Raw genomic sequence first — 20,267 nt, 5'->3', positions numbered from 1 at the left:
CATCTAGCTTATTTTTTTATGCTTATCCTATGCTGTACTTTATTCAGCCTTTGATACTATTTTGTTTGTGCTCAGCAGCAACAATAAGATTCCAATCAAATAGACAATCCAGCCCCAGCGCATGTGCAGGGATTTAGAAAGCAATTTATCGGCAAATCCCCAACCAAAATAATTATTGATCTTAAACCAGACGGCGGTTATACTCAACAGGTACCAGCAGGCAGCTAATCGGGTCATCCACTGATAGGCTCTTACTGCACGCACAAAAAACAACAGGGCAGTCACCCCCAAAATCAGCAGTGTAATAAAAAATAAATAAGCGTCTACCTGATACAGATTCCAGTTTCCTTTAATAGGAACTTTTAAGAACGGTGTCATGCTGGACAAAAAACATACGATCAGTCCAACGATAGCAAAGTATTTCTTGATAATAATCATGATTCAAATTACTTTAAAATTCGTACGAATATAAGTTGAATATTGACACATATATAACTTGTCTTTCGCTTTTTGAAAAATTATTCTATTTTTAAACACAATTCCCGCTCAGAATTAGCAAAAAGGAGACTAATTCAGGTATACACAGGCGTTGACAAACAATGCTGATTAGACAAAGGGGAAGCGTATAAATTTTAACATTAAGCCGAGTCATAAACATGAAAAGAGAAGTTGAAGAAGTAGCCGCAGAGCAACCTGCACAGCCAAATAAAAAGAAAAAAATCTATATCATTCTTGGTATTATCCTATTGGTGATCCTAGCAGGTGGCGGATATTATAACTATACACAGCGACAGGCAGTAGAGGGCTTGCAGGTAGATAGCGCCGCAACAGCCGTCATCGGATTTGACAATGCAGATCCCAAAGACTTAGAAGATGCCGATGGCTGGAGTTCACTCGATGATTATCAACATTGGAACAATGCCATTTTTACGCTTCCTGAGTATGACAATATCCCATTGCGCTATCGCCGCGGGATTACCAAAATATTTATGGGAAACAATTACCTGGAGCCTGTCGATGACAAACCCATCTACAAATTTACACGCATAAAAGATCGTGCAAAATCTGTCTTCTGTTATGGAAACTTTACCGATCGTAACGATTCAGATAGCTGGAATAAGGAAATGGCATTTTTGATTGAGAAAAATGATTACCAAAGCAGTGCGATCTGGATCATTTCCGCAAAGGGCGACATTCTTTTCTGGAAGGAATATTCAAGTGAATTGCCGCTGATCAACAGCTTCAAGAAGGGGCAAAAGATTTTTATGGATGAAATGAAATTGGTCCCTGCTCCTGCTGATGGAATTATTGTCAAGAATAAAAACTCGAAATACGCATTGATTTACAATAAAAGCAGCAAAACCTTTGACAGCTATTACCAATACAGCGATAGCGAAATTCAAGAAGCTACTGCTTCCGAAGAGGAACCTTATGTAGAAGAATTGGAGGACGTCACTATAGACTCAGCAACGACAAATACAAGTGTGAAAGAGTAATTAAGGTATATTATAACTGAAAATTTCCGTCACGCTCTGTCGTGACGAAAATCATTTCGTTGGGAGCCAAAAAATAATAATCTGAAAAACAAATAATTACACCACAAAAACATCTATTTAAAATCTTTCTAAATTAATCCCTTTGACAGATTTTTGACACAAGCACAAAGCTTTTAAGCTACATTTGTACCGTTAAATATAAGCGAGGGATTAGAGCTTTGAAAAATCTTAAAGTATTAGCGTTTACTCATAAACATGTCGAACTAAAAGATCTAGGTAATCTAGTGATCTGCAATGAGGATTTAGAAAGTCGTCTCATCAATCTAAAGCATAGCCTAGATATTCCAGAGATCTTTTATATAGGTACTTGTAACCGGGTAGAGTTTGTATTTTATGGTGCTCATGAATTGACGCACGAATTCATAGCTGACTTCATGGGGAAACTGAACTTCTGTGTACCCCAGGAAAGACTTCAATGTTATTTAGGACAGGTTAACAAATACGAGGGTATGGATGCCTTAAATCACCTGCTTCGGATGTCCTGTTCACTTGAAAGTCTTGTTGTCGGTGAAAAAGAAATTTTGGCGCAGGTACGTCGGGCTTATGATCGTTGTCGGGAAGCTGGTTTTACCGGAGATTTTCTACGCCTGATGATGGATCGACTTGTAAAAACAGCCAAGGAGGTATATACCTATACTAAAATTTCCCGAAACCCAATTTCAGTTGTATCGCTTGCCTACCGCAAATTGCGCGAATTAAAACTGGTTGAAAATCCTAGAATCTTAATTATTGGTTCTGGAGAAACCAATCAAAATTTAGCGAAATATTTCCAAAAGAACCAAAAAGCCAAGTTTGTTATTTTTAACCGCACACTGGAGAATGCAAAGGCCCTAGCCGAAGAATTAAACGCTGAGGCTTACCCCTTGGCTGAGATCGATCAGTACAAAGAAGGTTTTGATATTCTAATTACGTGTACGGGTGCTCCAACCTCAATTATTGATAATGCACTATATCAATCTTTGCTCAATGGAGAGACTGACAAGAAAATTATCATTGACCTAGCTGTTCCGAATGATATTGATGCTGAAGTTCTCAAAAATAATCCGGTTCATTATATCGAGGTAAGTAGCCTGCAGGCTATTGCGGAGAAAAACATCCAAGAGCGTTATAATGAATTAGAGAGTGCTGAAAAGATCATTCAGGACAATATCCAAGAATTTTTACCTTTAATCAAACAAAGACGTGTAGAGGTTGCTATGCGCGAGGTTCCTGAAAAGATTAAAGAAATTAAATCCTTTGCCTTAAACGAGGTTTTTGCCCAAGAGGTTCAAGCCTTGACCCCTGAGGCGAGAGAAGTACTGGAAAAAGTCATCAACTATATGGAAAAGAAATACATCAAAGTTCCTATGGTTATGGCAAAAGAAATTCTAGTCAAGACTCCTGAAACGGAGAAAAACTAACACCAAAATTGCTCTTGGTGCAATGATATCCTATTCTTTTTGTTGCCGCCCCTGGGTTTGTGCTAAAGTGTTCTCTAGTTGTTGAATGCCTCGGTTCATCGCATGGAGTATATGCTTTGACTGTTTCTTTTAAATTTCAGTTTATCAATTATTTCCTGACATATAATGACAGTAACGTGTCAACATATTCCTTCTATTTATTTATTTTTGCTTCGATAAATGGTATTAGACACATTTTTCCAAAATTGTTCATTTCCGGGGCTTAATTGAATCAAAACACATGCTGTGCTAGGTGAATAGGTAGCTACCAGGGGAACATCTTTGTGATTGTTTTAATAGGTAAAGTAAAATTAACGTGAATAGAAAACTAATTATTGGTACCCGGGGAAGCGTTCTTGCCATGTGGCAGGCAAATTTTGTAAAAGATCGATTGGCAGAAATCGGAATTGAAGCAGAATTAAAAGTCATTAAAACTCAGGGTGACATCATTCAGCACCTTCGTTTGGATAAATTAGAAGGCAAAGGATTTTTCACCAAAGAACTTGAAGAAGAACTTCTGAACGGAACCATCGATTTAGCGGTACACTCACATAAAGATTTACCTACGGTCAATCCTCCCGGATTGATCATTGCTGCTGTTTCAGAGCGCGAAGATCCAGCTGAATTATTAATTATCCACAAAGACTGTGTGGACATCAAAAAGCGTTTATCGTTAAAGCACAATGCAACTGTCGGCACATCATCCAACCGTAGAAAAGCGCAGATCTCTGCACTACGTCCTGATCTGGAGTTTGATGATCTCCGTGGTAATCTGCAGACAAGAATGCAGAAACTGCGCGATGAGCAATATGATGCAATTGTGCTAGCGAAAGCCGGTATTGCCCGGATTGAGATGGATATTACAGATTTTCATGTTGAAGAAATTCCTCCTGTTGAAATTATCCCTGCTCCGGCACAAGGTGTATTGGCTATTCAGATCCGTGAACTTGACAAGGAACTTTTTGATGCATTACAACCGCTAAATAATGAAGAAGTAGCAAAAACAATTGCTGTCGAACGTTTGGTCTTAAATAAATTTGACGCGGGTTGTCATGCCCCACTTGGTTGTTATTGCCGTAAAAGTGGTGATGAATATGAAGCTTGGGCTTCTATCGCAGAAACAAGTGAGGATTTCCCCGACCGTGTATATCTCAGAGACACCGATACAACACGTTTAGCAGAGCGTATTTTCAGCAAGTATGCAAAAGATAGAAAACTGCCACAATCTGTATTTATTTCAAGAGAGGTAGATGAAAATTCCTATTTCGCAAGAGCTATGGCCAAACATAACATCAGTATTGAAGGCCGCTCTTTGATTAAAATATTCCCTATCATCAACAAACTGGATCCTTTCATTCTGAAACATGTGGATTGGATTATATTTTCAAGCAAAAATGGTATTGAACACTTTTTCAATTTAGAACCTCGTTTGAGCAAAAAGACCAAAATAGGTGTTATTGGACGTGGCTCAGAAGAAATTTTGCGTAAATATGATCGCGTTGCTGATTTTTCTGGCGACAGTGAGGGCATTAACATGGAGGAGATTGCGAAGAAATTTGCGGAACTGGCCAATGGTGGAACCGTGCTTATTCCACGTGCAAAAGAATCCTTGGAGACCATCCAAAAAGCGTTGAGTCCGGAGACGAAAATCATCAATATCCCAGTCTATGAAACGGTCTTAGAAGAAAATGTAGATCCATCCAATGCAGAGGTTTTGGTCTTTACCAGTCCTAGCAATGTGGAAGCTTATTTTGCGGACAACCTGCTTGAACCGGGGCAGAAAGTAATCTGCATCGGCCGTTCTACCGGTGCAAAATTTGATGAGATGAATGTGCCTTATACCCTACCTTATTCTCCAGATGAAATCGGTCTTTCCGAAGCCGTTTTTGGATTGGAGTATTAGTTAATAAATAATTAAAAAAAATGTTACAACGTCCGAGAAGAAATCGTAAATCTGCCGTGATTCGCGACATGATTCAAGAGACACGTTTAGACGCGTCAAATTTGATTTTCCCACTTTTTATCGTCGATGGGCAGAATCAAAAAACTGAGGTTAAATCGATGCCTGGCATCTATCGCTATTCGATAGACAATCTATTGAAAGAAGTGGAAAGCTGTCTCAAACTGGGCTTACGCTCATTTGATCTTTTCCCTAATATTGAAGAGTCACTAAAAGACAAGTATGCCACGGAAAGCTACCGTGATGGAAGCTTATACTTACGTGCTATTGCAGCTGTCAAGAAACATTTTCCTGAGGCTTGTATTGTGACGGATGTTGCCATGGACCCTTACAGCAGTGACGGACACGATGGCATTGTCGAAAATGGTGAGATCCTAAACGATGAGACATTAGAGGTGTTGGGCAAAATGGCCTTAGCACATGCGCAATCAGGTGCAGATATCATAGCCCCATCTGATATGATGGACGGCCGCATCGGTTACATCCGTGAACTATTGGACCATAATGGTTTTACCAATGTTTCTTTGATGTCCTATACGGCGAAATATGCTTCGGCCTATTATGGTCCTTTTAGAGATGCCTTAGGCTCAGCGCCCAAGCATGGCGATAAAAAGACCTACCAAATGAATCCTGCCAATGCAAAAGAAGCGCTTATCGAAGCACAACTCGATGCACAGGAAGGAGCAGATTTTTTGATGGTAAAACCAGGACTTCCCTACCTGGATATCGTCAAACTTCTTGCAGACAACTTCGATCTACCAATTGCAGTGTATAATGTCAGCGGGGAATATGCCATGTTAAAGGCGGCTATTCAAAACGGCTGGTTAGACGAACGTGTCATTCTAGAAACACTTTTAAGCTTCAGACGTGCCGGTGCCACAGCAATCTTATCCTATCACTCCAAAGAAGTATTGGAAAAAGGTTTTATTTAGCAATCAAAGGTGTCAATTTTTGGCAACCATTTACATAAAAAAGCAAAGCCCGGGATCCGGGCTTTGCTTTTTTATGCCAATACCAGATTCCTTACGTTTCTATGAGACTTATCTTCCGAAAAAAAGATAACTTCGCATACAAATATATAGACTATGCAAGCACCTGATATTTCAAGAGCAAAATCTGCCGAGTTATTTGAAAAAGCAAAACAATATTTCCCTGGAGGCGTCAACTCCCCTGTTAGGGCTTTCAAATCCGTATATGGCACACCTTTATTTATTGAACGTGGCGATAAAGCACATCTTTGGGATGCTGACGGGAATGAATTCATCGATTTTTGTTGTTCATGGGGTCCATTAATTTTAGGGCACAACAATGATCAGGTTCGCGAGGCTGTCGCCGCGCAATTGAGCAAAGGCTTAAGCTTTGGCGCTCCGACGGCATTGGAGAACCAATTGGCTGAATTGATTATTGAAAACAATCGGTTTATCGAGAAAATTCGTTTTGTCAGTTCCGGAACTGAGGCTGTCATGTCTGCGATCCGCTTGGCTAGAGGCTATACAAAGCGTGATAAGATTATCAAATTTGACGGTTGTTATCACGGGCACTCAGATTCTCTTTTGGTGAAAGCAGGCTCTGGATTGGTCACCTTTGGTGAGACATCCTCGGCTGGTGTACCTAAAGCATTTGCAGACGAAACAATTGTTATCGAATTGAACGATAAGGAAGCTTTAGAAGCTGCTTTTGCTGAATTTAAAGATCAAATTGCGGCTGTCATCATTGAGGGTATTCCTGCAAACAACGGTTTATTATTACAGTCGAAGGACTATGTTCACTTCTTGCGGAATATCACGCGCGAACACGGAGCAATGTTGATTATGGATGAGGTAATCACAGGATTTCGTATTGGTTTTGAAGGTGCTTCAGCCTACTATGAAGTACAACCGGATATTATCACCTACGGAAAAATTATTGGCGGCGGAATGCCTGTCGGCGCATATGGTGCATCAAAAGAATTGATGGCTTGTATATCTCCTGATGGTGCAGTTTACCAAGCAGGAACCTTATCTGGAAATCCAGTTGCTATGGCTGCCGGTATTGCTGCATTAGGGATTCTGGCTCAACAGGATTTCTATACAAATCTAAATGCCAAAACCGAAGCTTTCGTCAATGATATGCGTACTTATATTGCTGAGAAAGGTTATCAAGTTCAACTTTTCCATGTTGCGTCTATTTTTTGGTTTGCATTCACAGAACAGCAGGAAATTAAAAAAGCGAGTGAAATTGATCCTAAATCGATGGAATCTTATAAAATTATGCACCGCGAGTTATTAAATCGCGGCGTTTATTTTGGTCCTTCGGGCTATGAAGTCGGCTTTGTTTCTGATGCACATACAGCAGCGGATCTTGAACAGGCAAAAAAACATATTTTCGATGCTTTAGACATCGTATTCAACGCATAAAAAATCACACTATCTATAAAAATGCCCTCAGTAAATTACTAGAGGGCATTTTTGTTTGTATATATTTAAAAGTGTCTATTTTAAGTAGGCTTATTTGTCAACTAAAGTTTGCTGGCCAGTTTCTTATCCTTCGATTTCATCTTATTTAGTCCGGCAATAAGTTCATCCAATGAAAACTTACCTTTGATATCCATAAATACGCTTTCATCTTCATTATCATGAACCAGTAAAGAAACACGCTGGATGACATTATTCTTATCGATACGGGCGTTCAACGAAATTTCCTGCCCATCAGTGTTGATTACCAAAAGCTCCTCAAATTTGTTTTTCTTTAAAAACTTATGGTAATCTTCCAAGATCCGTGCATTTTTCTTTTTATCATTATTTGAAAGTGTCAGCATTCTGAACTTTTTTAACTTCTTAACAATTTCAGCCATTGCACGAGCATCTTCATCGTTCTCATCCTTTAAGGCTTTCTTCATAAAGGGCTTTGTCAGCCACATCGGCAAATTGATAGCAACTATCTCCGCGTCATCAGATACATTTGATCTGCTAACGAAATCCATATTGGAAGTTTTTTTTACCATACACGACTGCATGGAGAAAAGGAATCCAATTAGGCACAACAAGGTTAGTAATCTTTTCATAATTTTCTACTTTTTGTTGTTCTCCGTTTTGTTTTTATTCACTTTGTTGTTGCCTTCATTGACCAAGCTAGTCACATCTTTTAAAGGGATAGCCCCATCAAGGATCATAAACAAATTTTGTCCATCTCCATTTATTGTCAGCAACAGATTGTTCAGGATATCGGCATTTGCAGACATATTTTCAACCATGAATCGAATGTCTTGACCTTCACTATTGAGCGACATAAGTTCTTCATATTTCAAATTGGAGACCGCACCTTGAATGATACCTGTTAAAGCTTTATCTTCACCATCCTCAACAATCAGCATACGCAAAGATTTAACGTTCTTCAGCAGCGGTGTAATGGTCTGCATATCATCATCATCTATTTTCAGATTCCCCAATAATTTAAACATCGGTGCTCCTATTTTGAGTGTTGTCACTCCTTTCTTTCCTTGGTACTGTTCAAACAGTTTATCCAGTTTAGAAATTTGCGCATTTGCCATACTTGCTACAAGTAAAAGGCAAGCTATTAAAAAACCTTTCATGCTATTTTAGTTAATCGTTATCGACATTTGTTTTATATTCATTGCTTTATCTACGCCATTTTCCAGATTATTTGCCAGCAAGCCCAATGACTTTAAGGTCAATTCAACAGCTTCCTCTTCGTTGGCCACTGGTTTTCCATTCAGAACGACATAATCTGCCTGGTAGGACTCTCCTGCTGTCGATTCCAAACTTTCAGTCACGACTTCTTTCTTCACTGTCCAATCTTTGGCTTGTTTTTTTTCTTTTCGCCGTTTGAACGTTTCTGCAGTTCGCATTGCCTTCCGACTGTCCTCCAAACTTATCCCATCATTAATATTACGATCTGCTGTTTCTATATTTTGATCTTCAAGGAGCTTCTTATCGCCGGGCTTGAGCACTTTTATTTCTTTTTTAGCGATCACAGGTCCTTGTATTGCTGATTCTTGGTTTAGGAATAACGCTAGCCCAATAGTCATCAAAAGCACTGCCGCTGCCGCATATTTCACCCAGCTTCGATTCCACCATACAATATATTTTTTATCGTCATTGATCTGACTTTCGAAATCGGCAAAGGACCAGTCCATTTTGACATCCTTTTCCTGATTCAATGATTGAAAAAAAACACTATCCGAGTTTTTCAGCTCTTTTTCTTCCTCTAATGACGACTGGCCATTAAAGTACTTGTCTTCCAATTCTTTTCGTTTTTTATCTTTCATCACTATACTTTTTATTTGTATAAATCCGTGCCGCTTCATAATCGAATAACTTTGTCAGTTGTTCTTTTACTTTTTGCCTTGCACGCATTAGATTAACCCTAACTGCAGATTCTCCCATATCTAGCACTTCACCAATTTCATCAATATCATAATCCTCGACATCACGCAGGTGCATCACCAAGCGTTGCTTCTCGGGCAGGGAGTTAATCATCTCCAGAATAACTTCCTTGGTATTCTCTACAGAATACTCTGCTGTCGAAACGGCCTGATACTGGTCGACATAATCAGACCTTACTTTATCTTTCTTAATCCGGTTCAACGCTTCATTTTTTACGCTCTGCATACAGAATGCCTCCATATTTTTGTATTGATGAAGTTGATCTTTCAATTTCCACAACCGCATCATAACATTCTGTACAGCATCAAAGGCTTCGTCATCATCAACCAAGATCCGTTTCGCAAAGCGAAATAGCTTATCCTTATGGATGAAAACGGTATTCTTAAATTGTTCTTGGTTCATGTGCTGTTCAGTATGAAGACCTATTTATTTGCCTTTTATATCATCAAGACATTTCAGCAAATCTATTTATTACATCTAATATGAATATTTTTTTAAAAATATCTATTTCGTTGTATATCTAAACTTAGCAACAGGTGCCAAGGCCTTATTTTTAACCTTATTACAAACAAAATACGTGTATAAGCTGTTACTTAAGATGCTGAATGAATAAAAATTAAACAAAAAAATTATGAAGTATTACAGAATTACAGGTATTACTGCTGCATTAGCACTTATGGTAGGCGCTATTGGATGTAACAACTCATCCACGAAAGGCACAGATGGGGCCGATTCAAGCAGCAGTGTCGACACAAGTACTGCACAAAAGATGGACTCTATCACGGTTAGTCCTATTGCAGACTCAAAAGAATTTCCTGGAGCCGACTTACAGATCGCCTCGATCACTGCAGAAAAGGTTGGAACAGATTCGGCAAAAGTCACTGTAAAGTATACGGTTAAAAATTTCAAGTTGACCGAAATGACCGACGACGCACATGCTGCGCATATGGCAAACTCACATGATGGACAACATATTCATTTTATCCTCGATAATAAGCCCTATACCGCTCTCTACAAACCCGAGAACACGGTTACAGTCCCTTTAAATTCAGAACATTATCTACTTTCATTTTTATCAAGGTCTTATCATGAATCCATCAAGACAACCGAAGCCTCAAAATTGGTAAAATTTAAGGTTGATGCTATGGGGAAATTGACAACAGATGCCACCCCAAAAGAACCTTCGCTCTTCTACTCTAGGCCAAAAGGAGAATATAAAGGCGAAGAAACAAAAAATCTTCTTTTAGATTTTTATCTAGTTAATACAAATCTTGGTTCTGATGGCAATAAAGTAATCGCCGATATTAATGGTCAGACATTTACATTGGATAAATGGGGCCCTTATGAAATAAAGGGTTTACCGTTGGGCAACAATAAGGTCAAACTGACATTGGTGGACAAGGACGGCAACGCTGTTACCGGAGATAACGTATCGGTAGAGCGTGACATCAAACTATCCGAAAAATAGAAATAGGTTTATAACAAACAACAGAGCCGCACTTATGTGCGGCTCTGTTGTTTGTACTATATCAAATTAAACTGTACATTCTGTACAAGACTTTAGTATTTTCTATTACGGTAATTTTTCAAAATCAATTTTCGGAGCTGTGTTTTTATTAACGTATTCGAATTTACTTCCTGGTTTTACAATTTCGTTAAAGAAGCCGCCATTTCTAAGAAAATACCCATTTTTCGTTTTGCCGCCCATCGCATCAATACGCTGATTGGCACGATACGTATTGTCGACGCTGAATGAAGCCTCTTGCACAGCCTTCCACTGCCCGTCATAAACCCATTGATTGCCAAATTCAACCTTTCTGCCCAAGTAGCCTTGATTAGGACTAAAGTTCTCCAAGAAACTGTGGAAGCGTTTTAGGTAAGTGTTTGTCTGTGGACGTTTGAAGCTGGCAATCACATTCCAGGCATTCTCTTCTGGAATAAAAAACCAAGCTGTATAATCCGTATTTCCTTTCCCATCGGGTTCACCTTTCAGGAGAAACTTATAGGTTACTCCTGCTTTCCAAAAGTACTTTCGATAGCTCTGTCCGCCAGACCCCTCGTTGCCAAATTCTCCTGAATGCACATCTTTTCCTTTTTTCAGCAGATGGATTTTTTGTTCGTCCGGAATACTTTTCGGATCATCGGTATGGAATGGACTCCATACTGAAAATAAGATACGTCGCTCGGTTTCAGAATTTACCTGTATGCCAAAGTATCCTTCTCCAAAACCATTTGCCATAAAATATGACCCGACTTTATCTTCTCCTTGAGGAACGGTCACCTCATTATAATAGTAACTGACCTTACCCTCGGTAGGTATTGTGTAATTTAAATGGCAGGAAGGGCCTCTTCTGGACCAATAGTAATATTCGGGATCATTAGAAAATAGAAGTCCCCCCGAAGCAGCTTCGCCGCTCACAAGCAATTCAGTTACATTGGCAAAATTGCTTCCCGATTTACTTACGCCTTTTAAATTAACCTGGACGTAACCGGGCGTCTTTACATCAATGGACAAAGGCGCTGTTTCCGACAATTCACTACTTTCCACATTCACGATCGCCTTTTTCCCTAAAGCGTCTATTGCTATTTTGGATTTGCCACCATCATTTTTTGCCTTCAATTTTAAGGTCAATTTCCCTGTTTTTTGAGCCCTAAAATAAACCGATGCCACCTCCTTATCACTGGACCATTTTACCAAGCCATTTCTACTAGAAATTTCCGCATTACCAGTTTGTCCTGCGGTAATGAAAGCATTCCCTGCAAGCGGGACGGTAAAAGTCTGCTCAACTGTCTGCGCGATACTCCCTATCGAAAGGCTAGATAAAGCCCCGATAAAGAGGTACTGGATAAAGTGTTTTCTTTTCATATTTTAATATTTTGATCTTTTTATCATTTTGGCTATCACCTTTGGCTATCCCAAAGGACCTAGCAGCACGATCATGAGGACTTAAGAGATCACCGCTCTTTCTTTTTTATTTCCCGTTGATCGTAGCATAAGGTTTACATCAGCATGTTAAAGTTGGATTATTTAATGAAGATAAGGGATAGATTTACAGAAAAAGAAAGGAAATGTATATCAATCGATTGTGTAAAAAAATAGCAATAATTGGTCATTATTACATTTCGTGAAATAGTCAATTATAAAATAATAGCGTGTATTATAGTGTTATGAAAAAGTGATGTGATCTTTTTGTGTATTTTTAATCCTATAAAATAGCCTTATAAATATAGTACACTGATGGAAAAATCCGCTGACAGCTTGTCAAAACGTATCATAGGACAAAAACAAATCTCCATATTGATCCATGGGTTGGCCTGGCTAATTTTTTTATCATTTCCCGTGTTATTTTTTAACAATGGCCAATTGGGAATCAAAGAAATGCTCGGTGCTCCAGCATTCTGGATTTTCACGGGCTGCTTTTTAATCTTATTTTACACCAATGCTTATCTGCTAATCCCCTATGCCATAAGGCATCGCAAGTTTATCAGTTATGGGATCTCCGTTATTTTGACGGGTCTATTGTTAGCGTGTTATCTTCAGCCATTTGATCGTCTGATGCGCATCGGAAACCAAGCACCACAACATCGCAGAGAACCGCATTTTCCGCCGATAAACAGGCCTGACTTTCCTCCCCCACTTCCAGGCAGAAATCTTCCAAACCCCGATCATGAGTGGGTACCTAATCAAAACGCGGACCGAGCACCGCGTAGAGCGGGACAACCGATCGATATTGCTTCCGTTTACATTTTCCTGTTGACCATTAGCCTTGCCGCCCTTTATAGAATAGTCACCTACTGGATGGAAACCCAGCAAAAAATTCGATTGGTGGAGCAAGATCGGATGAACGCCGAACTTTCCTTTTTAAAAGCACAGGTTCACCCCCACTTTTTGTTCAACACGTTAAATAATATTTACGCACTCGCATTGACCAATGATGATGCCGTGGCAAGCAGCATCCATCGTTTATCACAATTGATGCGTTATTATATGGATGAGCGTCAAAGTGATACCATCGACATCAAAATTGAAATTCAGGCGATACAAGATTTTATCAATCTCCAAAAGCTACGTACAGGTCAAAATTGTTCTATCCGCGAACACTATGTTGGGCTCGAATATCCCAAAACAATACATGCATTTGTCCTGCTTCCTTTTGTTGAAAATGCATTCAAATATGGACTGAGTACGATTGAACCTTGTCAGTTCAGTTTTGAAGTCATCCTAACTCCGACATCCTGCGAATTAAACGTCAAGAACAGCATTAATAGACAGGTGACAGAACAACACCGCACCGGAACAGGTATCAAAAATGTAAAACGTCTACTGGATCACTTCTATGCGGATAGGCATCGCCTGACGATCAAGCAGGATGATCATTCTTTTTTTGTTCAGCTTATCCTGTACATTTCTCCATAAATTGTTTCTATATTAGGCTATACGATTTATATATACAAAATCAGTTTATCTAAAAAAACGATGTTGACTTGCATAGCTCTTGATGATGAGCCATTGGCTTTACGTATTATTTCGACCTTCACAACGAAACATCCCTCGTTACAGCTTGTCGCAAGCTTCAGCAATCCTCGTGATGCCGCAGTTTTTCTGACGAATAACAGTGTGGATTTGATTTTTTTAGATATAGATATGCTCGAAATCAATGGTGTTGATTTTGCAAAGAAACTCAATCCCAGGCCGCTATTGATTTTCACCACCGCCCATAAAGAGTACGCAATCGATGGGTTTGAGCTCGATTCTGTCGATTATCTCTTGAAGCCATTTGACTTTATACGATTTGAACGCGCTATCGACAAGGCGATGATAAGATCGCTTTCACAGAACCATCGCCCTTTTTTAATGGTCAACGTCGAGTATCAACGGATCAAAGTCTATCTTGATGAAATTGAATGTTTGGAAAGCATGCAGGATTATATTAAAATTCATCTTATACAAGGCAAAACAATATTGACCTTATCGACAATGAAAGCCATGCTTGACCGCCTACCTCCAGATCAGTTTATCCGCATCCACCGCAGTTTCGTTGTTGCTATCAAGCACATAATCACTTTCTCTCAGCGCAAGATACAATTACCGCACTTCACATTAAAAGTCGGCGACGGGTATTACAGCGAAGTTGTAAAATGTCTACGTGATTCGTCGATATAATAAGTCTCTTTATCGACACTTAACATTATTTTACATCTCCGTCCACTACCTTGCTTCCATTAATAAAAAAGGAGAGCTATGGAACGCAAACATTTTATAAGAACTTTATCGCTATTGGCATTTTCTGGACCAATGGTATGGGCTGCCTGCAAAAAAGACGACGCTTCAACAACGACCGATGAGGGTACGGATGTCAATGTCGATTCGAGTTGCAGTGTCACACCTTCGGAAACCGAGGGTCCTTTTCCAACAAAGACCCCTTCAAGTTATGTCCGTTCAGATATACGCAAAGGCGACGGTATCGGTGCAAATATGCTCGGTTTAATTACCATTGTGAATACTAACAGCAACTGTACGGCCTTAGAAGGCGCTTTAGTCGATATATGGCATTGTGATGTGGAGGGCAATTACTCCCAATATGGCGGTACACAAATGCAATCCAGCAATTATCAGTCCGTCAATTGGTACCGTGGCCGGCAAGTCACCAACGCCAATGGGCTTGTTTCTTTTCAGACGATCTTTCCGGGATGGTATCAAGGGCGAGCAACCCATATTCACGTTCACGTATATGATGCGACGGGCAAATCGCTATTGGTTACCCAAATTGCTTTCCAAGATAGTCTCTGCCTTGAAGTCAATAATACTGGTTCGGCCTACGGTTATAAAAAAGGTGTGTCGGGATACACGTATAATGCCAACGATAATGTATTTAGCGATGGCGTTACCAAAGAAATGTCTACCGTCACTGGATCACTATCGGAAGGTTTCGAAATGAAAATGACTATTCGTGTAAACGCTTAAAATCCAGCCATGCAGGATATTCGAATCTACATAGCCGAACAGCGGGGAGAAACATCCATAGGAACAACGATTGTCAGTAGCACGCTCAATTATGGTTCCTTTGTTTCTCCTCATCGTGCGGCAATCGGCCGGCTCCAACAGGTCAATACTTGGGAAGTAGCGCCAAATAGAGACCTGGATCTGCCGTTAATTAAATCTACTTCATCATTCTTAATTCCCTTAGCTGGCGACCTTTCAGTCACCGTTGATGGCGAAGCTCATTCAGTACCTGTAGGAACCGCTTTTATACAGCATTCAGAGAAAAATAAAATTTTAAATATCAAAGCATTAAACGAGCCCAACACTGCAGTTTCATTTCAGGAATTTACCTTTTCTACTTCAACATACATCCCTACACTACCTCATATCGTGGACTTACCACTTGCTGCTTCATTTGAAAAAAATAAGATGCATCCTGTATGCACCGAATTAGCTGCTGACTTTCAGCTCTATTTCGGTGCTTTTATCGGGAAACATGATTATGAATTGCAGATTGGACGTATTCACAAAAGAGCTTTCGCTTTTGCGTTAGATGGCAACTTTGAGGTTGAAGAACGTATTCTTTATCCTTTTGACAGTCTCTATTTACCAGACTCAAACAGCTTAGATATCGAATGCCTATCGGATACGGGTCTTCTAGTCGTTTTATGCTTTTAAAATTGTGGATGTCGTCGAAGTCGTAAATCCCCATTCGGTCAGATTCACTAATGCGGTAATATTAAAAGTCTGTATCTTTCTATGTGCTGTCTTTAGCAGGAATGACATAAAAAAAGTGAAGGGCTTGACTCTTCACTTTTTCCACAGGATGTTAATAACTATGTTAATAACATATTTTGCTGCCAAAGCAATTCTTAAAGTTATTCACAACTTGCTGGTATCGTTGTTTAATATGCTAAAAAACTTAAAAACCAACGCTCTTCAAATTCAATCCTGTACGTTCATCTAAACCGAACATCAAGTTCATATTTTGCACCGCCTGTCCAGATGCACCTTTCAGCAGATTGTCTGTTGCATTTAAAATAAGCAGCTTATTTCCATGCTTTTCGAGGTGCATAATACTTTTATTTGTATTGACAACCTGCTTGAGGTCGATATTTTTTTTGCTGACATGCGTAAAAGGGTGAGCTGCATAATAACTCTCATACAATGTGTATGCCTGCTCTTCAGACAAATCGGTGTCTACATATATTGCCGAGAAAATTCCGCGGGCAAAATCGCCACGTTGCGGAACAAAATTAATTCTTTCAGCGGCACGTTCAAGCAATGAATTTTCGGAAACAGGTAGAAAACCTGTTTGTAGCTGATCCACCGACTCCGAAATTTCCTGCAAATGCTGGTGTTCAAATGATTTGTAAGCAGAAAGATTATTGTTACGCCAGGAGAAATGTGTCGTTGCTCCGGGTTTCTGTCCTGCTCCCGTAGATCCAGTTGTTGCATTGACATGAATCTGATTTGGCAACAAGCCTTTACTAGCCAGTGGCAATAGCGCCAATTGTATGTTTGTTGCAAAACATCCTGGATTAGCAATATATTGTGCCGTCTTGATTGCTTCTTTGTTTAGTTCTGGAAGCCCGTATACAAATTGTTGTTCTTGATACGCAGTATTTGCTCGAAGACGATAATCCTGCGAGAGATCAATAATTTTCACGGAAGCATCGACTGTATTTGCTTCCAAAAATTTACGCGCGTCACCATGGCCGACACATAAAAACAAGACATCAACATCCGAATGAAAATCAGAAGAGAAGGTCAATTCAGTATCTCCAAATAAATCATTGTGTACTTCATATAACTTATTTCCTGCATTGGAAGCGCTATTGGCAAATACGATTTCCACCTCAGGATGATAAATCAATACACGTAACAACTCACCACCAGTATATCCTGCCGAACCGATTATTCCTACTCTGATCATTTTCTTGAATTTAGTATTTAGGTATACGTTATCAAATGTCGTGCAATGTATTTTTCCCAACGAATTTTACCGTAGGAAAAAACACATTGCGTAAACACATGTCAATTATTTCTTATTCACTTTGTGCCAAATAATGGTTTGATTTCCAAAAATCTTAGAGAAACCTTTCACATCATCACCCGTGTAGCCTTTATTCATTTCACCATAGCTACCAAATTTATTGGACATCAAGTCATGCTCAGACTCCACACCAATGACCACAAAGCGGTACGGATGAAGTTCAACAATCACTCGACCAGTAACTGTTTCTTGTGAAGATTGCAAGAATGCCTCAATATCGCGCATAACAGGATCGTGCATCTGGCCTTCGTGCATATAATTTCCATAGAAAGCAGCGATTTGATCTTTCCATGATAGCTGCCATTTAGTCAAGGTATGTTTTTCCAGGGTATGGTGTGCCTTAATTAAAATGACAGAAGCTGCTGCTTCAAAACCTACACGTCCTTTGATACCAATGATGGTGTCACCGACGTGGATATCGCGGCCTATGCCATAAGGCTGTGCAATTGCCTGCAGTTCTTGAATAACTTTAACGGAAGCCATTTTCTCACCATTTAATGCAACAGGCTCTCCTTTTTCAAAATCTATTGTAATTTGCCGTGGCTCTGAAGAAGTCATTGGAGTCGGCCAAGCCGATTCAGGCAAATATTGATTGGAAGTCAATGTTTCTGCTCCACCAACAGAAGTACCCCAAAGGCCTTTGTTGATTGAGTACTTTGCTTTTTCAGCAGAGTATTCTACACCATGTTTATTCAAATACTCGATTTCGGCTTCACGCGATAATTGCAGATCGCGGATCGGTGTGATAATTTCGACTCCAGGAATCAAGGTTTGGAAAATCATATCGAAACGTACTTGGTCATTTCCTGCACCTGTAGATCCATGGGCAACACATTCAGCACCTATTTTCTTTGCGTAATTGGCAATTGCTGTTGCCTGGCATACACGTTCAGCGGATACTGACAGCGGATAGGTTGCATTTTTTAACACGTTGCCGAAAATCAAAAATTTAATAGTTTCGCGGTAATAGTCTGCGGTTTCATCTATAGCTGTATGGGATTTCACGCCTAATGCATAAGCGCGTTCTTCAATATTTTTTAATTCTTCATCCGAAAAACCACCTGTATTTACAACGACGGAATGAACTTCTAAACCTAAATCTTGTGTAAGATAGATACAACAAAATGAAGTATCCAATCCGCCACTAAATGCTAAAACTACTTTTTTCATTAGAATGTTATTTTATGAGTGTTTGTTTTCAACGGCTGATTTAAGCTCGTTTCACTCGGTTTTTATTTTTATGTCGAGCGGACCATGAACAGATCGTATTGTTACGAACATATTCACTTACATGCTACGTCTATATTTAATTTAATCTTTTAAGCCTTCGCTTAATATCCTTTTGCGACTTTATTATGTTTGGGAAAGTTGACCGCAATAAACTTATTGGCCGATTTCCAAAACTTCGCCTGAATCCGCTTTAACAGCGACTGTTTTTGGGTGATTCTTTCCAAACGTTCCTTTGCTTCATGCTTACGCTGGATCTTCTCTCTCAGTTCGCGCTCTTTCTCTTCAGGATCCCAAAGCATTGCTGTACACATACAGTTTTTACGGTCCTTACTCATGAGGATCTCATAATTCACGCAGCTTTGGCAGCCCTTCCAAAATTCGTCATCTGTCGTCAATTCGGAATATGGAACGGGTTCATAACCCAATTCTGAATTGATTTTCATCACCGCAAATCCAGTTGTTAAACCAAAAATCTTTGCTTTTGGATATTTTTCACGGGAAAGTTCAAAGACTCTCTTTTTGATCGCCTTTGCCAAACCGACCTTTCTGAATTCGGGATTGACAATCAGACCGGAGTTAGCGACATAATCACCATGCCCCCAGGTTTCTATATAACAGAAACCTGCCCACCGGCCATCTCTATGTAAAGCAATCACTGCTTTACCTTCATTCATCTTGTTGGCAACGTATTCTGGTTTACGACGCGCAATACCAGTACCACGAGCCTTTGCAGACTCGAACATTTCGTCGCAAATAACCTCTGCATAATGTGCATGCTCAGGTTTAGCCGGGATAATTAAAAAATCTGATATAGTCATTGACTTACGACCCTAATAATAAAACAACAACTGCCGTCGTGTTTTGTTACTAAATAAATAAAATAATGGATTCAAAACCATCGGACAATCATGGTCTTGCTTGGAAAGATTCACTACCTCAAATCAAGCCCGAGGTAGTATGGGTCGTCGGAAGCGTAAAACAGGTATTTCTACGAAAATGAAAGAACAAAAAACCTTCCTCATAAACTTCTCAAAAGTTTGAGTACAAGAATAATTGCTTTTTTTGTTATGTTTCATTTTTATGCGCTGTCAATTGTTTCTGACGATGCAAATGTATAAAAATATTTTTTTCTTTTCCACAATATTATCATCGATTTTTTGCAAAAATTAAAAATTTACAATATGCTATCAAAACCTTCATGTAAGCTTCATTTTCAAGTAATTAATTATTAACAACGTGGCAATAGACCGGGCCCATTAACGATATTAATTTGACAATAAAACGAATAAAGGTTTAAGGCTTTATCAATTGAAATTACTGTTTTTTCTATAGGTTCGTTATTTTTAGTCAAAAACGATACTTTTGTACGGATCATTTAATGGAGAATAGTATGTCACCGAGTTTAATTTTCTATATTATTTTTGCAGTCCCTTACATTATCTTCATGTATTGGCTCGTCAAGCAGGACAAACATAAATATGCCTGGGGAATAGCAATTATTACGATTGTTGCCCTATTGGCAATCTACGTATCGCAGAAAGCCAGTAAAGTGGCCATGGACAATTATCAACAGCACCAGATCGATTCCAGAGAGATCGAGCGGGAAGAGCGTTTACAAAAAAAGCAGGATAGCATTAATCATGCTCAACAATAAAAAA

The 20,267-nt window shown here is 39.4% G+C and carries 20 protein-coding genes; 11 read left to right on the top strand and 9 right to left on the bottom strand.

The features are described 5' to 3' along the window. Positions 1 to 39 precede the first annotated feature (39 nt). Positions 40 to 438 (bottom strand): hypothetical protein, encoded by a 399-nt coding sequence (locus B3C94_RS16785; RefSeq protein WP_293905705.1) that lies wholly within the window; start codon positions 436 to 438, stop codon positions 40 to 42. A 218-nt stretch (positions 439 to 656) separates the two neighbouring features. On the opposite strand from B3C94_RS16785, the gene B3C94_RS16780 reads away from it, so the two are divergent. From B3C94_RS16780 to hemL, 5 genes are all read left to right on the top strand, one after another. Beyond that, positions 657 to 1,496 (top strand): hypothetical protein, encoded by an 840-nt coding sequence (locus B3C94_RS16780; RefSeq protein ID WP_293905703.1) that lies wholly within the window; start codon positions 657 to 659, stop codon positions 1,494 to 1,496. 218 nt (positions 1,497 to 1,714) lie between these two features. Then, a complete protein-coding gene (gene hemA / locus B3C94_RS16775) occupies positions 1,715 to 2,956 on the top strand; it encodes a glutamyl-tRNA reductase (RefSeq protein ID WP_293905701.1) in 1,242 nt (413 codons plus the stop codon). 355 nt (positions 2,957 to 3,311) lie between these two features. Then, positions 3,312 to 4,898: a hydroxymethylbilane synthase gene (gene hemC / locus B3C94_RS16770; protein WP_293905699.1), complete on the top strand. Its 1,587-nt coding sequence runs from the start codon at positions 3,312 to 3,314 to the stop codon at positions 4,896 to 4,898. Positions 4,899 to 4,918: 20 nt separating this feature from the next. After that, positions 4,919 to 5,887, top strand: coding sequence for a porphobilinogen synthase (gene hemB / locus B3C94_RS16765; RefSeq protein ID WP_293905696.1), 969 nt, complete (start codon positions 4,919 to 4,921; stop codon positions 5,885 to 5,887). Between the two features lie 153 nt (positions 5,888 to 6,040). Then, on the top strand, positions 6,041 to 7,351 hold the full coding sequence (gene hemL / locus B3C94_RS16760) for a glutamate-1-semialdehyde 2,1-aminomutase (RefSeq protein ID WP_293905694.1): 1,311 nt from the start codon (positions 6,041 to 6,043) through the stop codon (positions 7,349 to 7,351). Positions 7,352 to 7,452: 101 nt separating this feature from the next. On the opposite strand, the gene B3C94_RS16755 is transcribed toward hemL, so the two are convergent. From B3C94_RS16755 to B3C94_RS16740, 4 genes are read right to left on the bottom strand one after another with little or no spacing between them, the layout of a single operon-like run. Next, entirely contained in the window at positions 7,453 to 7,998 is a 546-nt protein-coding gene (locus B3C94_RS16755) for a DUF4252 domain-containing protein (protein ID WP_293905692.1), read from the bottom strand. Positions 7,999 to 8,004: 6 nt separating this feature from the next. Continuing rightward, positions 8,005 to 8,526, bottom strand: coding sequence for a DUF4252 domain-containing protein (locus B3C94_RS16750; RefSeq protein WP_293905690.1), 522 nt, complete (start codon positions 8,524 to 8,526; stop codon positions 8,005 to 8,007). Between the two features lie 6 nt (positions 8,527 to 8,532). Next, positions 8,533 to 9,222 carry a hypothetical protein gene (locus B3C94_RS16745; protein WP_293905688.1) on the bottom strand — a complete coding sequence of 230 codons (690 nt, stop codon included), beginning with the start codon at positions 9,220 to 9,222 and terminating at the stop codon, positions 8,533 to 8,535. Beyond that, complete coding sequence (locus tag B3C94_RS16740) at positions 9,212 to 9,742, bottom strand: RNA polymerase sigma factor (RefSeq protein ID WP_293905686.1); 531 nt, start codon at positions 9,740 to 9,742, stop codon at positions 9,212 to 9,214. Before B3C94_RS16740 ends, B3C94_RS16745 begins: the two co-directional genes overlap by 11 nt. 229 nt (positions 9,743 to 9,971) lie before the next feature. On the opposite strand from B3C94_RS16740, the gene B3C94_RS16735 reads away from it, so the two are divergent. Next, the gene (locus tag B3C94_RS16735; RefSeq protein ID WP_293905684.1) at positions 9,972 to 10,808 is read left to right on the top strand and encodes a hypothetical protein; all 837 of its coding nucleotides are present in this window, start codon (positions 9,972 to 9,974) and stop codon (positions 10,806 to 10,808) included. A gap of 105 nt (positions 10,809 to 10,913) precedes the next feature. Here the strand turns inward: B3C94_RS16735 and B3C94_RS16730 are convergent, their stop codons facing one another. Then, positions 10,914 to 12,206 (bottom strand): DUF3472 domain-containing protein, encoded by a 1,293-nt coding sequence (locus B3C94_RS16730; RefSeq protein ID WP_293905682.1) that lies wholly within the window; start codon positions 12,204 to 12,206, stop codon positions 10,914 to 10,916. Between the two features lie 372 nt (positions 12,207 to 12,578). Here B3C94_RS16730 and B3C94_RS16725 point away from each other — a divergent pair, with 372 nt between their 5' ends. From B3C94_RS16725 to B3C94_RS16710, 4 genes are all read left to right on the top strand, one after another. Beyond that, positions 12,579 to 13,757 (top strand): sensor histidine kinase, encoded by a 1,179-nt coding sequence (locus B3C94_RS16725; protein ID WP_293905680.1) that lies wholly within the window; start codon positions 12,579 to 12,581, stop codon positions 13,755 to 13,757. Positions 13,758 to 13,817: 60 nt separating this feature from the next. Continuing rightward, positions 13,818 to 14,504, top strand: coding sequence for a LytR/AlgR family response regulator transcription factor (locus B3C94_RS16720; RefSeq protein WP_293905678.1), 687 nt, complete (start codon positions 13,818 to 13,820; stop codon positions 14,502 to 14,504). Between the two features lie 78 nt (positions 14,505 to 14,582). Then, positions 14,583 to 15,305, top strand: coding sequence for an intradiol ring-cleavage dioxygenase (locus B3C94_RS16715; protein ID WP_293905676.1), 723 nt, complete (start codon positions 14,583 to 14,585; stop codon positions 15,303 to 15,305). 9 nt (positions 15,306 to 15,314) lie between these two features. Beyond that, complete coding sequence (locus B3C94_RS16710; RefSeq protein WP_293905674.1) at positions 15,315 to 16,001, top strand: hypothetical protein; 687 nt, start codon at positions 15,315 to 15,317, stop codon at positions 15,999 to 16,001. A 244-nt stretch (positions 16,002 to 16,245) separates the two neighbouring features. On the opposite strand, the gene argC is transcribed toward B3C94_RS16710, so the two are convergent. From argC to B3C94_RS16695, 3 genes are all read right to left on the bottom strand, one after another. Continuing rightward, positions 16,246 to 17,259, bottom strand: coding sequence for an N-acetyl-gamma-glutamyl-phosphate reductase (gene argC, locus B3C94_RS16705; RefSeq protein WP_293905672.1), 1,014 nt, complete (start codon positions 17,257 to 17,259; stop codon positions 16,246 to 16,248). Positions 17,260 to 17,364: 105 nt separating this feature from the next. Beyond that, the gene (gene argG / locus B3C94_RS16700; RefSeq protein WP_293905669.1) at positions 17,365 to 18,549 is read right to left on the bottom strand and encodes an argininosuccinate synthase; all 1,185 of its coding nucleotides are present in this window, start codon (positions 18,547 to 18,549) and stop codon (positions 17,365 to 17,367) included. A 161-nt stretch (positions 18,550 to 18,710) separates the two neighbouring features. Further along, positions 18,711 to 19,427: a GNAT family N-acetyltransferase gene (locus B3C94_RS16695; RefSeq protein ID WP_046674921.1), complete on the bottom strand. Its 717-nt coding sequence runs from the start codon at positions 19,425 to 19,427 to the stop codon at positions 18,711 to 18,713. Between the two features lie 572 nt (positions 19,428 to 19,999). Here B3C94_RS16695 and B3C94_RS16690 point away from each other — a divergent pair. Continuing rightward, entirely contained in the window at positions 20,000 to 20,263 is a 264-nt protein-coding gene (locus B3C94_RS16690) for a hypothetical protein (protein ID WP_293905667.1), read from the top strand. Positions 20,264 to 20,267 lie beyond the last annotated feature (4 nt).

The organism is Sphingobacterium sp. UBA5670 (genome assembly GCF_002420705.1).
Taxonomy (GTDB): domain Bacteria; phylum Bacteroidota; class Bacteroidia; order Sphingobacteriales; family Sphingobacteriaceae; genus Sphingobacterium.
The sequence above is the reverse complement of the archived record's forward strand: the minus strand, read 5'-3'. Positions and strand labels throughout refer to the sequence as shown.

Bases quoted from the DNA above. Each gene is read 5' to 3' on its own strand.
- B3C94_RS16785 (WP_293905705.1), bottom strand. From the start codon at position 438: ATGATTATTATCAAGAAATACTTTGCTATCGTTGGACTGATCGTATGT.
- B3C94_RS16780 (WP_293905703.1), top strand. From the start codon at position 657: ATGAAAAGAGAAGTTGAAGAAGTAGCCGCAGAGCAACCTGCACAGCCA.
- hemB (WP_293905696.1), top strand. From the start codon at position 4,919: ATGTTACAACGTCCGAGAAGAAATCGTAAATCTGCCGTGATTCGCGAC.
- hemL (WP_293905694.1), top strand. From the start codon at position 6,041: ATGCAAGCACCTGATATTTCAAGAGCAAAATCTGCCGAGTTATTTGAA.
- B3C94_RS16755 (WP_293905692.1), bottom strand. From the start codon at position 7,998: ATGAAAAGATTACTAACCTTGTTGTGCCTAATTGGATTCCTTTTCTCC.
- B3C94_RS16750 (WP_293905690.1), bottom strand. From the start codon at position 8,526: ATGAAAGGTTTTTTAATAGCTTGCCTTTTACTTGTAGCAAGTATGGCA.
- B3C94_RS16745 (WP_293905688.1), bottom strand. From the start codon at position 9,222: ATGAAAGATAAAAAACGAAAAGAATTGGAAGACAAGTACTTTAATGGC.
- B3C94_RS16740 (WP_293905686.1), bottom strand. From the start codon at position 9,742: ATGAACCAAGAACAATTTAAGAATACCGTTTTCATCCATAAGGATAAG.
- B3C94_RS16735 (WP_293905684.1), top strand. From the start codon at position 9,972: ATGAAGTATTACAGAATTACAGGTATTACTGCTGCATTAGCACTTATG.
- B3C94_RS16730 (WP_293905682.1), bottom strand. From the start codon at position 12,206: ATGAAAAGAAAACACTTTATCCAGTACCTCTTTATCGGGGCTTTATCT.
- B3C94_RS16725 (WP_293905680.1), top strand. From the start codon at position 12,579: ATGGAAAAATCCGCTGACAGCTTGTCAAAACGTATCATAGGACAAAAA.
- B3C94_RS16720 (WP_293905678.1), top strand. From the start codon at position 13,818: ATGTTGACTTGCATAGCTCTTGATGATGAGCCATTGGCTTTACGTATT.
- B3C94_RS16715 (WP_293905676.1), top strand. From the start codon at position 14,583: ATGGAACGCAAACATTTTATAAGAACTTTATCGCTATTGGCATTTTCT.
- B3C94_RS16710 (WP_293905674.1), top strand. From the start codon at position 15,315: ATGCAGGATATTCGAATCTACATAGCCGAACAGCGGGGAGAAACATCC.
- argC (WP_293905672.1), bottom strand. From the start codon at position 17,259: ATGATCAGAGTAGGAATAATCGGTTCGGCAGGATATACTGGTGGTGAG.
- argG (WP_293905669.1), bottom strand. From the start codon at position 18,549: ATGAAAAAAGTAGTTTTAGCATTTAGTGGCGGATTGGATACTTCATTT.
- B3C94_RS16695 (WP_046674921.1), bottom strand. From the start codon at position 19,427: ATGACTATATCAGATTTTTTAATTATCCCGGCTAAACCTGAGCATGCA.
- B3C94_RS16690 (WP_293905667.1), top strand. From the start codon at position 20,000: ATGTCACCGAGTTTAATTTTCTATATTATTTTTGCAGTCCCTTACATT.